Genomic DNA, 13,203 nt, shown 5'->3' with positions numbered 1-13,203 from the left:
GTCAGCGGCCGGTGAACTCGGCCTTGCCCGGGCCGTTCTCGAGGAACGACCGCATGCCGTTCGCCTGGTCCGCGGTGTCGAACAGCTCGGCGAACAGCCGGCTCTCCAGGTCCAGCCCCCGGTCCAGGGGCAGGTCCAGCCCCTCGTCGATGGCGCGCTTCGCGGCGGCCAGGGCCAGCGGCGGGCCGGCGGCGAGCTTGCGCGCCATGGCCAGGGCGGTGTCGTACACCTCGGCGTCGGGGACGACGGCGTCGGCCAGCCCCATCTCGAGGGCCTCCTCCGCGGCGACGTGCCGGCCGGTGAAGACCAGGTCCTTCGCCCGGGCCGGGCCGACCAGCCGGGCCAGCCGCTGGGTGCCGCCGGCGCCCGGGATGACGCCGAGCAGGATCTCGGGCTGGCCGACCCTCGCGCCCGCGCCGAGCACCCGGAAGTCCGCGCACAGCGCCAGCTCGTAGCCACCGCCGAGGGCGTAGCCGGTGACGGCGGCGATGACCGGCTTCGGGATCCGCGCCACCGCGCGGAAGGAGTTCTGCAGCTCGCGACCCCAGGCGACCATCGCGCGCCCGTCCAGCTGCGACATCGCCTTGATGTCCGCGCCCGCGGCGAAGACCCGCTCCCCGCCGTAGAGGACGACGGCCCGCACGTCGGCCCGCTCGCCGGCCTCGAGCGCCGCGGCCCGGACCTCCATGTGCAGCTGCTCGTCGATCGCGTTCATCTTCGGCCGGTCGAGGCGGATCGTGCCCACCCCGTCGGCCACCTGCAGGGTCACGAACTCGGGCGTCGATGCCATGGACCGCACCCTATCGAGCGCGTCGCGCGGTGAAGCGGCCATCGGTGCGGGTCAGCTCGAGCGGGAGCCCGAAGGTGTCCGACAGGTGCCCTGCGGTGAGGACGTCGTCGGCGGCGCCGGAGGCCACGACCTCCCCCTCCCGCAGCAGCAGCGCGTGGGTGTAGCCCGGTGGGATCTCCTCGACGTGGTGGGTGACCAGCACCTGCGCGGGCGCGTAGTGGTAGCGGGCCAGGTCCGACAACCGGGACACGAGGTCCTCTCGCCCCCCGAGGTCGAGGCCGGCACCGGGCTCGTCGAGCAGCAGCAGCTCCGGGTCGGGCATCAGCGCGCGGGCGATCTGGGTGCGCTTCCGCTCGCCCTCGCTGAGCGTGCCGAACGGCCGGTGCGCGTACTGGGCCACGCCCCACTGCGCCATGAGCATCCCGGCCCGTGTCAGGTCGTGGACGTCGTAGCGCTCCCGCCACCGGCCGACGACGGCGTAGCCGGCCGAGACGACGACGTCACCGGTCTTCTCCGCCGGCGCGATCCGCTGGGCCAGCGAGGCGCTGGTCAGCCCGATGCGGGGCCGAAGCTCGAAGACGTCCACGGCGCCGAGCGTCTCGCCCAGCAGCCGCACCTCGCCCCGCGTCGGGTGCAGCTGCGCCGCGGCGAGCTGCAGCAGCGTGGTCTTCCCCGCCCCGTTGGGGCCCAGGACCACCCAGCGGTGGTCCTCCTCCACCGCCCAGTCGACGCCGCGGAGCAGGTGGTTGCTGCCCCGCACGACGTCGACCCCGGTCATCCGTACGACCGCCCCCGCGAGGGCGTCAGCATTCGGCACGCCCCCATCCAACCAACCCTCGCGCCGGTCGGTGCGCCCCCTCCGGGTGAGGAGGAGGCACGATCGCCCGGTGACCGAACACGCAGCGGCCGGACACCTCATCCCCGACGTGCTGCCCGGGGCGCCCGCGCCCCTGGGTGCCGTGTGGGACGGCCGCGGGACGAACTTCGCGCTGTGGTCGGCCGGCGCCTCCGCCGTCGACCTCTGCCTGTTCGACCCGGACGGCACCGAGCACCGGCACCGCCTGGAGGAGACCACCCACCAGGTCTGGCACGGCCGGCTCCCGGGCGTCGGCCCGGGGCAGCGCTACGGCTACCGGGTGCACGGCGGCTACGACCCGTCGTCCGGCCATCGCTGCAACCCGGCCAAGCTGCTGCTCGACCCCTACGCGCGGGCCGTCGACGGCGAGCTGCGGCTGCACACCGCGCTCTTCGGGCACCCCTTCGACCACCCCGACTCCGCCGTCCCCGACGACCAGGACTCCGCGCCCCACGTGCCGCGCGGCGTCGTCGTCCACGACCCCTTCCCGTGGGACGGCGACCGCCCGCTGCGGCGTTCCTGGTCGGACACCGTGATCTACGAGGTGCACGTCAAGGGGGCCACCGCCCGGCACCCGGGCGTGCCGCCGCACCTGCGCGGCACCTACGCCGGCCTCGCCCACCCCGCGTTCGTCGAGCACCTGCTGGCGCTGGGGGTGACGGCGCTCGAGCTCCTGCCGGTGCACCACTTCGTCAGCGAGCCGCACCTGCTGCGCCGCGGGTTGACCAACTACTGGGGCTACAACACCCTCGGCTACTTCGCGCCGCACGCGGCCTACAGCGCCGCGGGCAGCGGCGGGCAGCAGGTCACCGAGTTCAAGACGATGGTGAAGGAGCTGCACGCCGCCGGGATCGAGGTGATCCTCGACGTGGTCTACAACCACACCGCCGAGGGGGACCACACCGGGCCCACGCTGTCGTTCAAGGGCATCGACAACCCCGGCTACTACCGGCTCGACGGCGGCAACCCCGCCCGCTACACCGACTACACCGGCTGCGGGAACACCCTCGACGTGCGCCGGCCGGCGGTGCTGGGCCTGCTCATGGACTCGCTGCGCTACTGGGTCACCGAGATGCACGTCGACGGCTTCCGGTTCGACCTCGCCTCCGCGCTGGCCCGCTCGATGCACGACGTCGACCGGCTGTCGGCCTTCTTCGACGTCGTGCACCAGGACCCGGTGGTCAGCCAGGTGAAGCTCATCGCCGAGCCGTGGGACGTCGGCCCCGGCGGCTACCAGGTCGGCAACTTCCCGCCGCCGTGGACCGAGTGGAACGGCAAGTACCGCGACACAGTGCGGGACGTCTGGGCGGGGGCGCACGTGGGCGTGCGCGACCTCGCCTACCGGCTCACCGGCTCCTCGGACCTCTACCGCTCCGACGGCCGCCGCCCGTTCGCCAGCATCAACTTCGTCACCGCGCACGACGGCTTCCCGCTCGCCGACCTGGTCACCTACGAGCACAAGCGCAACAAGGCCAACGGCGAGGAGAACCGGGACGGCGAGAGCCACAACCGGAACTGGAACTGCGGCGTCGAGGGGCCCACCGACGACCCGGAGGTCACCGCGCTGCGCGCCCGCCAGGTGCGCAACATGCTGGCGACGCTGCTGCTCTCCACCGGTGTGCCGATGCTGACCGCCGGCGACGAGCTGGGCCGCACCCAGGGCGGCAACAACAACGCCTACTGCCAGGACAACGAGGTCTCCTGGCTGGACTGGGCGGCCGCCGACGAGGACCTGCTCGCCTTCACCACCCGGCTGGTCCGGCTCCGGCGCGGCGCCCCGGTGCTGCGGCAGGAGGCTTTCTTCGAGGGCCACGAGCTGGCGGGCACCGAGGGCACCCGCGACCTCGCCTGGTTCGCCCCGGGCGGCGGCCAGCTCACCACCGCGCACTGGTTCGACACGGGACTGCAGACCGTAGGCATGTACCTCGACGGCCGCGGCATCCGGAACCGCGACGAGCACGGGCACCCGGTGGTCGACGACTCCTACCTGGTGCAGCTGCACGCGGGGCCCGACCCGGTGACCGTCGAGCTGCCCGGCTCGCCGTGGGCCGACGGCTACGAGCTGGTGCTCTCCACCGAGTACGCCCGCGGTACCCCGCCCGCGCTCACCTTCCTCCCGCCGGGGCCGGTGGAGCTGCCCGGCCGGTGCGTCTGGCTGCTGCGGGTCGAACGCCGCCCCTGACGGTCAGCGCGGCCTCAGCCGCACCGGGTGGTCCAGGTCGGGGCCGTGGTCCCAGCCGTGCAGGTCCGCGTCGGACTCGTCCACCACCTCGACGACGTCGGCGGCAGGGCTTCGAAGTGCACGGCCGCATCCCACCTCGGCCCTGGCCGGACGGTCCAGGCACCCTCGGGGTCGACCAACGCCGGTGACCCGGGACCGCGAGGGTTCCGGGTCACCGGCGTCCAACGCTGCGGGCCGTCAGTCCTGCGGCTGCTCGAAGGTGATGACGGTCCAGCCCAGGAGGAGGCGGTCGCCGTCGGAGAGCGGGTGGGCCACGCCCGGCTCGAGCTGGGTCCACTCGGTGGCCTCGGGGCCGGCGACGTGGGTGCCGTTGAGCGAGCCGAGGTCGACCAGCGAGACCTCGCGGCCGTTGCGGGTCAGCGCCGCGTGGGCCGAGGAGAGGACGTTCTGGGTGTCGGCGATCGGCACCGCGCGGGCCGAGCCGCTGGACACCATCTCGTGGTTGTCGGGACGCCGCCCGAGGACCAGGTCCTCGTCGATGGTCACGACCATGCCGTCGTCGAAGCGCAGGATCGGCGCGGCCTCGGTCGTCTCGGGCCGCCAGAAGGCGGTCTGCTCGCCCGACTCGGGGCGGGCCGCGGCCGCGGCCGCGGAGGCACCCCGGCCGGCGCCGAAGCCGGAGTCCGTGCTCGCCGCGAACGACTGCGCCGGGGTCGCGGCGGCGGCGGCGGGCGCCGCCCCGGTCAGGTGCAGGGTCGCCCCGCCGCCGGGCACGGTGCCCTCGACCAGGTCGTAGCTCACCCCCGGCGGGGTGCCCGGCGCGGACTGGCCGGGGCCGACGTAGAGCGACTGCCCCAGCGAGAAACCGGTGGCGAGGCTCCCCCCGTCGATCGACGAGCCGGAGACCGGGACCCCGTCGACGGCCGGCTGGCCCTTGCCCGCCCACAGCGCGACCCCGGTACCGGCGTCGGAGGTGAGGACGAGGGCGAACGAGGCGCCACCGGAGGCCAGGGAGCTCACCTCACCGGCCACGGCGGCCAGCACGCGGTCGGCCCCGGGACCCGACACACCCAGGCAGGCGTGCAGGGCCGACACGAGGGCGGGCGAGCCGGGAGCGTCGACCCACAGCAGGCCGCCGCCACGGCGAGCGACGACGGCATCTCCGGGGAGGACTTCACAGCGGTCGGGCATGGCGTCCAGCCTAGTGATGCACGAGCGTTCTGGCTGGCCGCGGGCCACCGCCACGCCGGGGCGCGACGACGTCACACGAGGTCACTGTGACCCGCGTGGCCCGAGTGCCCGCTGGTTCCCCCTCAGGCGGTGCTGACCACGCCGAGCTCGGCCGGGTCGGCGAGATGCTCGGAGTGCGGGAGCACCCGCACCGTGTAGCCGAACGCGCCCGTCCGCTCCAGCGGCAGGGTGGCGGTGAACCAGTGCCGCGAACCGTCGGTGTGCTCGTGGCTCATCTGCACGGTGGTCACCTCGTGCAGCCCGTCGGCGTCGTCCACCCGGCCGTAGGCGGCCTGCACCTCGACGTCGTCGGGCTGCAACCCGGGCAGCTCCACCTCGGCGCGCAGCGCCAGCGTCGAGCCGATCTCGGGGGTGTCACCGGCACCGGTCGCCTCCACGTGCGCCACCCGGACGTCGTGCCAGTGGGCCAGCAGGTGCGCCCGCCACGAGGCCTCCGTGCGCGCAGGCGCGTACCCCTCGGCGGCCATCGACCGGGCCGAGCCCGCGGCCGGCACGTACAGGTCGCGGACGTAGTCGCGCACCATGCGGGTGGCCAGCACCCGCGGACCGGTCTCGCGCAGCGTGTGCCGCACCATCTCGACCCACCGGCCGGGGATCCCGTCGCGGTCGGTCTCGTAGAACCGCGGCAGCACCTGGCTCTCGAGCAGGTCGTAGATCGCCCGGGCCTCCACCTCGTCGCGGCGGTCGGGGTCGGCGACGCCGTCGGCGGTCGGGATCGCCCAGCCGTTCTGACCGTCGAACCACTCGTCCCACCACCCGTCGCGGATGGAGAGGTTCAGCCCGCCGTTGAGCGCCGCCTTCATGCCGGAGGTCCCGCAGGCCTCCAGCGGGCGCAGCGGGTTGTTCAGCCAGACGTCGCAGCCCCAGTAGAGGTAGCGCGCCATGCCGATGTCGTAGCCGGGCAGGAACGCGATCCGGTGCCGGATCTCCGGGTCGTCGGCGAAGGCGACCATCTGCTGGATCAGCTTCTTGCCGCCGTCGTCGGCGGGGTGGCTCTTGCCGGCGATCACCAGCTGGACGGGCCGCTCGGGGTCCAGCAGCAGCGCCTTGAGCCGCGCGGGGTCCCGCAGCATCAGGGTGAGGCGCTTGTAGGAGGGCACCCGGCGGGCGAAGCCGATGGTGAGGACGTCGGGGTCGAAGACGCTGTCGGTCCAGCCGACCTCGGCCTCGGTGGCCCCGCGCGACAGGGCGGTGTCCCGCACACGCCGGCGCACCTCGTCGACCAGGCGGGCGCGCAGCATGCGCCGCGTGCCCCACAGCTCGGCGGGCGGGATGCGGTCCGCCCCGTCGAAGTGCACCTCGCCGTCGACCTCCACGGGGTCGCCCTGGCTGGACGTCTGCGTGCCCATCTCGACCAGCTCGCGCGCGGTCCAGGTGGGGGCGTGGACGCCGTTGGTGATCGAGCCGATCGGCACGTCGCCCTCGTCGAAGCCTGGCCACAGGTCGTTGAACATGCCGCGGCTGACGTGCCCGTGCAGTTGGCTGACGCCGTTGGCCCGCTGGCCCAGCCGCAGGCCCATGTGGGCCATGTTGAACTTTGCCGGGTCGTCCTCGGCACCCAGCGTGAGCAGCTGCTCCAAGGGGACGCCGAACCCGGCGAAGTAGCGCTCGATGAGCGCCTTGGGGAACCGGTCGATGCCCGCCGGCACGGGGGTGTGCGTGGTGAACACGGTGCCCGCGCGGACGGCCTGCAGCGCCTCGGCGAAGCTCAGGCCGTGCGCCTCGCTGAGCTCGCGGATGCGCTCGACGCCCTGGAAGCCGGCGTGACCCTCGTTGGCGTGGAAGACCTCCGGCTGCGGGGTGCCGGTCAGCGAGCAGTGGGCGCGCACCGCCCGCACCCCGCCGATGCCCAGCAGCATCTCCTGGCGGAGGCGGTGGTCCTCGTCGCCGCCGTAGAGCCGGTCGGTGACCAGCCGCTCGGCGGGCGCGTTCTCCTCGATGTCGCTGTCGAGCAGCAGCAGCGACACCCGGCCCACCTGGGCGCGCCAGACGTGCGCGTGCAGCGTGCGCCCCTCGGGCAGCGGCACGGTGATGACCACGGCGGAGCCGTCGGCCTGGCGCAGCAGCTTGATGGGCAGGCCGTGCGGGTCCAGCGACGGGTAGTGCTCGAGCTGCCAGCCGTCGGCCGACAGCCCCTGGCTGAAGTAGCCGGCCCGGTAGAGCAGGCCGACCCCGATCAGCGGGACGCCCAGGTCGGAGGCGGCCTTCAGGTGGTCGCCGGCCAGGATGCCGAGCCCGCCGGAGTACTGCGGCAGCACCTCGGTGATGCCGAACTCGGCGGAGAAGTAGGCGATGCTGCGCGGCGCCTCGTCGCCCAGCGACTGGTACCAGCGCGGCGTGGTGAGGTACTCCTCGAGGTCGTCGACGGCGTCGGTGAGCCGGCGGACGAAGCGCCGGTCCTTGGCCAGCGTGGCCAGCCGCTCGGCCGACACCTCGCCGAGCGCCTTGACCGGGTCGCCGCCGCAGCGGCGCCACAGGTCGGGGTCCAGCGCCTCGAAGAGGTCGCGGGACTCGGCGTGCCAGGACCAGCGGAGGTTCATCACCAGCTGGGACAGGGGCAGGAGCGGCTCCGGCAGAGCCGCGCGGACGGTGAACCTGCGGAGTGCTCGCACCGGGTGAGCCTAGCGAGATCCGGGCCCACCGGCAGGTGCGTCGCGCACCGGTCCGGAAGGGCACGGCGCAGCCCGGACGGGTGAGCCCCGGGAGCCGGATCGCCCGCCGAGATGCTGGTGAGGCGGCAGCTCAGTAGCGTGGTCGGCGATGACTGGCCGCGCTGATCTCCGCCTCGGCATCACCGATGTCGCCCCCGTCGTGTCCTGCGGGTCCTTCTCCGCCCGCGCCGTGGTCGGGGAACACGTCCCGATCACGGCCACCGTCTTCCGCGAGGGCCACGACGCCGTCGCGGCGAACGTCGTCTGGACGCCACCCGGCGGTGACGAAGCGAGCGGGCCCTTCCTGCGCATGGCGAAGCTGCCGCCCGAGCCGGACCGCTGGCTGACCACGGTCGTGCCCGACCGCGAGGGGCTGTGGACCTTCCGCGTGGAGGCCTGGAGCGACCCGCTGGCGACCTGGCGGCACGCCGTCGAGGTGAAGGTCGAGGCCGGGCAGGGCCCGGACGAGCTGGCCAACGACCTCGAGGAGGGCGCCCGCCTGCTCGACCGGGTGGCCGCCGGGGCCGGGGAGGACTGGCGCGGTCGCGTCGAGGCCGCGGCCACGGCGCTGCGGGACACCTCGCAGGAGCTCACCGTCCGGATCGCCCCGGCGCTCGCCGCCGGCCTGCAGCGGTACCTGCACGAGCACCCGGTCCGCGAGCTCGTCACCCGCTCGCAGCGCTACGAGGTCTGGGTGGACCGCAAGGAGGCCCTCTTCGGCTCCTGGTACGAGTTCTTCCCGCGGTCGGAGGGCCCGGTGGTCGCCGGGGTGCCGACCCACGGCACCTTCACCACGGCCGCCGACCGGCTGCCCGCCGTCGCCGACATGGGGTTCGACGTCGTGTACCTGCCGCCGATCCACCCGATCGGCAGGGTGAACCGCAAGGGCCCCAACTCCAGCCAGTTCCCCGGCGGCAACCCGCACGAGGTCGGCCCGGACGACGTCGGCTCGCCGTGGGCGATCGGCAGCGCCGAGGGCGGGCACGACGCCGTCCACCCGCAGCTCGGCACGATGGACGACTTCAGGGCCTTCGTCGCCCGCACCCGCGAGCTGGGCATGGAGGTGGCGCTGGACTTCGCGCTGCAGGCGGCCCCGGACCACCCGTGGGTGGCCGAGCACCCGGAGTGGTTCACCACCAAGCCCGACGGCACGATCGCCTACGCCGAGAACCCGCCGAAGAAGTACCAGGACATCTACCCGATCAACTTCGACAACGACCCCGAGGGCATCTACGCCGAGTGCCGCCGGGTGATCCAGGTGTGGATCGACGCCGGCGTGAAGATCTTCCGCGTCGACAACCCGCACACCAAGCCGCTGAACTTCTGGCACTGGCTGATCTGGGACGTCAAGCAGAGCCACCCCGACGTGCTGTTCCTCGCCGAGGCGTTCACGCGGCCGGCGATGATGCACCAGCTCGCCCGGCTCGGCTTCACGCAGTCCTACACGTACTTCACCTGGCGGACCGGGCGCGAGGAGCTGGAGGAGTACGGCCGCGAGCTGGCCTCCAACAGCCACTACATGCGGCCGAACTTCTTCGTGAACACCCCGGACATCCTCCACGAGTCGCTCCAGTTCGGCGGCCCGCCGATGTTCAAGATCCGCGCCGTGCTGGCGTCGATGATGAGCCCGACCTGGGGTGTCTACTCCGGCTTCGAGCTGTTCGAGCACGTGGCGGTGAAGCCCGGCAGCGAGGAGTACCTGGACAGCGAGAAGTACGTCCTCCGGCCGCGCGACTGGGCCGGCGCCGAGGCGTCGGGGCGGAGCCTCGCCCCCTACCTGCGGCGGCTCAACGAGGTGCGGCGGGCCCACCCGGCGCTGCAGCAGCTGCGCACGCTGCGGTTCCACCAGGTCGACAACCCCAACCTGCTCTGCTTCTCCAAGACCGACCCGGCGTCCGACGACGCCGTCCTGGTGGTCGTGAACCTCTCCAGCCGGGACACGCAGATCGGGACGACGGCGCTGGACCTCCCGGCGCTCGGGCTGGACTGGCACGAGCGGTTCGGGGTCACCGACGAGCTGACCGGCGCCCGGTACGACTGGGGCCAGTTCAACTACGTGGAGCTCGACCCCTACCGGGAGCCGGCGCACGTGTTCTCCCTCAGCTTCCCGCGTCCCGTCCAGTTCCCCCCGCCCGTCTCCTGAAGAGATCGATCTCCGGCCCCGTCCCGGGTCCCGCCCTGAGCCTGCGAAGGGTGGGGAGGACGGGGTCCTTCTCCCGAGAGGGGAACCCGCTCCCGATGTCCGTTCCCGTCCCCGACGCCCCCGCGGGCCACTCCGCCCTGCCGCCGCCGGGCACCGACCCCGAGTGGTACAAGCGCGCCGTCTTCTACGAGGTCCTCGTCCGCGGCTTCGCCGACAGCAACGCCGACGGCGTCGGCGACCTCCGCGGCATGCGCGACAAGCTCGACTACCTGCAGTGGCTCGGCGTCGACTGCCTCTGGCTGCCCCCGTTCTTCGCCTCCCCGCTGCGGGACGGCGGCTACGACGTCAGCGACTACACCGCGGTGCTGCCCGAGTTCGGGACCATCGAGGACTTCAAGGAGTTCCTCGACGAGGCCCACGCCCGCGGCATGCGCGTGATCATCGACTTCGTCATGAACCACACCTCGGACCAGCACCCCTGGTTCCAGGCCAGCCGCAGCGACCCCGAGGGGCCCTACGGCGACTTCTACGTGTGGGCCGACGACGACAGCGGCTACGCCGACGCGCGGATCATCTTCGTCGACACCGAGAGCTCCAACTGGACGTTCGACCCGGTGCGCAAGCAGTACTTCTGGCACCGGTTCTTCTCGCACCAGCCCGACCTGAACTTCGAGAACCCGAAGGTGCGGGAGGCGATCCTCGACGCCCTGCGCTTCTGGCTCGACCTCGGCATCGACGGCTTCCGCCTCGACGCCGTGCCCTACCTCTTCGAGGAGGAGGGCACCAACTGCGAGAACCTGCCGCGCACCCACGAGTTCCTCAAGGAGGTGCGCAAGGTCGTCGACGCGGACTACCCCGACCGGGTGCTGCTGTGCGAGGCCAACCAGTGGCCGGCCGACGTCGTGGAGTACTTCGGCGAGAACGGCGACGAGTGCCAGATGGCCTTCCACTTCCCGGTGATGCCGCGCCTGTTCATGGCCGTCCGGCGGGAGCAGCGGTTCCCGATCTCGGAGATCATGGCGCAGACGCCGGACATCCCCGACAACTGCCAGTGGGGCGTCTTCCTCCGCAACCACGACGAGCTGACGCTCGAGATGGTCACCGACGAGGAACGCGACTACATGTGGGCGGAGTACGCCAAGGACCCCCGCATGAAGGCCAACATCGGCATCCGCCGGCGGCTGGCCCCGCTGCTGGACAACGACGTCAACACCCTCGAGCTGTTCAACGCGCTGCTGCTCTCGCTGCCGGGTTCCCCGGTCCTGTACTACGGCGACGAGATCGGCATGGGCGACAACATCTGGCTCGGTGACCGCGACGGCGTCCGCACCCCGATGCAGTGGACCCCCGACCGCAACGGCGGCTTCTCCACCGCCGACCCGCAGCGCATGTACCTGCCGCTGAACCAGGACCCGGTGTACGGCTACCAGGTCACCAACGTGGAGTCGCAGCTGCGCAACACCAACTCGCTGCTGCAGTGGGTCCGGCGGATGATCCAGGTCCGCGGCCAGCACCCGACGTTCGGGCTGGGCACGTTCGAGGAGGTCGGCTCCCGCAACCCGACGGTCCTCTCGTTCGTCCGCCGGTTCGGGGACGACATCGTGCTCTGCGTCAACAACCTCTCGCGCTTCCCGCAGCCGGTGGAGCTGGACCTGCGCGAGTTCGAGGGCTACACGCCGATCGAGCTGACCGGGCGGGTGGAGTTCCCGCAGATCGGCGTCCTGCCGTACATGCTCACCCTCGCCGGGCACGGCTTCTACTGGTTCGAGCTGTCCAAGCCGACCGAGCCGGCTCCCGAGGAGCACGAGGACTGGGCCAGCGCGACGTCCAGCGCGGTGGCCGACACCCTGCTGGCCGCAGGCGTGGTCAGCGCCGCCGACGAGCCGTCCGACGAGTCCGGAGACCCCCGATGAGCGCCGATCCCAGAACTGCGCTGACCGACCTGTTCCGCGACTGGATCCCGCAGCAGCGGTGGTTCGGCGGCAAGGGCCGCGAGTGGGCCGAGGTCACCGAGGACGGGTTCTTCCTCGACCGCGGGAACCCGGTGCTCTCGGTCCACCGGGTCCGCATCCGGTACGCCGACGACGTGGTCGAGACCTACCTGGTGCCGCTGTCCTGGCGCGACCACCCGGCCGAGGACCTGGAGACCGCGCTCGTCGGCGCGGTCGCCAACGAGGGCACCGAGACCTACGCCTACGACGCGATGCGCGACCGGGAGTCCACCGCGCCGTGGCTGATCCACCTGGCCCAGGGCTCGTCCGTCGGGCCGATGCACTTCTCCCCCGCCGGTGAGGGCGACATCCCCGAGGGGCTGCCGGGCGACATCGTCTCCACCGAGCAGAGCAACACCTCGCTGGTGTACGGCCAGGAGGCGATCCTCAAGCTGTTCCGCCGCCTGGAGCCGGGGCTCAACCCCGACGTCGAGATCCACGACGCGCTGCGCCGGGCGGACAACCCGCACATCGCCGCGCTGCTGGGCCACATCGAGATCGACGACCCGCAGGGCGGGGACCCGGCGACGGTCGCCATGCTGCAGACCTTCGTCCCCAACGCCAGCGACGGCTGGCGGCTGGCCACCGCGAGCGTCCGCGACCTCTACGCGGAGGGCGACCTGCACGCCGACGAGGTCGGCGGCGACTTCGCCGCCGACAGCGAGCGGCTGGGCGCCGCGACGGCGTCGGTGCACGCCGACCTGGCGCGGGTCCTGCCCACCGAGGAGGCCGCTCCCGGGTGGCTGGCCACCGTCGCCCAGCAGATGTCGGACCGGCTGGACGCCGCCGTGGAGATCGTGCCGCAGCTGCGGGAGCACGCCGAGGGGCTGCGGGAGGTGTACGCCGCCGTCGCCGGTAGCGAGGAGCCGGTCGTGCGCCAGCGGGTGCACGGCGACCTCCACCTGGGCCAGGTGCTGCGCACGGCCACGGGCTGGATCATCCTCGACTTCGAGGGCGAGCCGGCCCGTCCGCTGGCCGCCCGGCGCGAGCTCGACAGCCCGCTGCGCGATGTCGCCGGGATGCTCCGCAGCTTCGACTACGCCGCCCGGCACCTGCTCGTCGAGCAGCCCGAGGACTCCCAGCGCGAGTACCGCGCCCAGGAGTGGGCGGCCCGCAACCGGGCTGCGTTCTGCGCGGGTTACTCGGAGGCGAGCGGGATGGACCCGTGCGGGGACTCACCACTCCTTCGGGCGTTCGAGGCCGACAAGGCGGTTTACGAATGCGTCTACGAGGCGAGGAACCGTCCGCACTGGCTGATGATCCCGCTCCAGTCGATCGCCCGGCTCGCCGGCCGCGACTGAGGCCCCGAACCGACGGACCAGAGCACCGAGAACGGACG

Annotated in this window: 8 protein-coding genes; 4 read left to right on the top strand and 4 right to left on the bottom strand. The window is 72.8% G+C overall.

From position 1 onward, the window contains the following. Position 1: 1 nt before the first annotated feature. Positions 2-790: an enoyl-CoA hydratase/isomerase family protein gene (locus tag ACI79W_RS05360; RefSeq protein WP_456561040.1), complete on the bottom strand. Its 789-nt coding sequence runs from the start codon at positions 788-790 to the stop codon at positions 2-4. Between the two features lie 10 nt (positions 791-800). Further along, on the bottom strand, positions 801-1,607 hold the full coding sequence (locus ACI79W_RS05355; protein WP_456561039.1) for an ABC transporter ATP-binding protein: 807 nt from the start codon (positions 1,605-1,607) through the stop codon (positions 801-803). Between the two features lie 70 nt (positions 1,608-1,677). Here ACI79W_RS05355 and glgX point away from each other — a divergent pair, with 70 nt between their 5' ends. Next, entirely contained in the window at positions 1,678-3,828 is a 2,151-nt protein-coding gene (gene glgX / locus ACI79W_RS05350; protein WP_456561038.1) for a glycogen debranching protein GlgX, read from the top strand. Between the two features lie 237 nt (positions 3,829-4,065). Here the strand turns inward: glgX and ACI79W_RS05345 are convergent, their stop codons facing one another. Next, entirely contained in the window at positions 4,066-5,019 is a 954-nt protein-coding gene (locus ACI79W_RS05345; RefSeq protein ID WP_456561037.1) for an FHA domain-containing protein, read from the bottom strand. 122 nt (positions 5,020-5,141) lie between these two features. Further along, positions 5,142-7,691, bottom strand: coding sequence for an alpha-glucan family phosphorylase (glgP, locus tag ACI79W_RS05340; protein WP_456561036.1), 2,550 nt, complete (start codon positions 7,689-7,691; stop codon positions 5,142-5,144). Positions 7,692-7,839: 148 nt separating this feature from the next. Between glgP and ACI79W_RS05335 the strand changes: the two genes are divergently transcribed. The 3 genes from ACI79W_RS05335 (at position 7,840) to ACI79W_RS05325 (ending at position 13,165) form a co-directional block, all read left to right on the top strand. Beyond that, positions 7,840-9,873, top strand: coding sequence for an alpha-1,4-glucan--maltose-1-phosphate maltosyltransferase (locus ACI79W_RS05335; RefSeq protein ID WP_456561035.1), 2,034 nt, complete (start codon positions 7,840-7,842; stop codon positions 9,871-9,873). Between the two features lie 95 nt (positions 9,874-9,968). Next, entirely contained in the window at positions 9,969-11,786 is a 1,818-nt protein-coding gene (gene treS, locus ACI79W_RS05330; RefSeq protein WP_456561034.1) for a maltose alpha-D-glucosyltransferase, read from the top strand. Next, positions 11,783-13,165, top strand: a complete 1,383-nt coding sequence (locus ACI79W_RS05325) for a maltokinase N-terminal cap-like domain-containing protein (RefSeq protein WP_456561033.1) — start codon at positions 11,783-11,785, stop codon at positions 13,163-13,165. The genes treS and ACI79W_RS05325 overlap by 4 nt, the downstream gene beginning before the upstream one ends. Positions 13,166-13,203 lie beyond the last annotated feature (38 nt).

Source organism: Blastococcus sp. SYSU DS0533 (assembly GCF_054050775.1).
Note: the sequence above shows the minus strand (reverse complement) of the source record. Positions and strands in the feature narration are given on the sequence as shown.

Coding starts and splice junctions, on each gene's coding strand:
- treS (WP_456561034.1), top strand. CDS start 9,969: ATGTCCGTTCCCGTCCCCGACGCCCCCGCGGGCCACTCCGCCCTGCCG.
- ACI79W_RS05335 (WP_456561035.1), top strand. CDS start 7,840: ATGACTGGCCGCGCTGATCTCCGCCTCGGCATCACCGATGTCGCCCCC.
- ACI79W_RS05360 (WP_456561040.1), bottom strand. CDS start 790: ATGGCATCGACGCCCGAGTTCGTGACCCTGCAGGTGGCCGACGGGGTG.
- ACI79W_RS05345 (WP_456561037.1), bottom strand. CDS start 5,019: ATGCCCGACCGCTGTGAAGTCCTCCCCGGAGATGCCGTCGTCGCTCGC.
- ACI79W_RS05325 (WP_456561033.1), top strand. CDS start 11,783: ATGAGCGCCGATCCCAGAACTGCGCTGACCGACCTGTTCCGCGACTGG.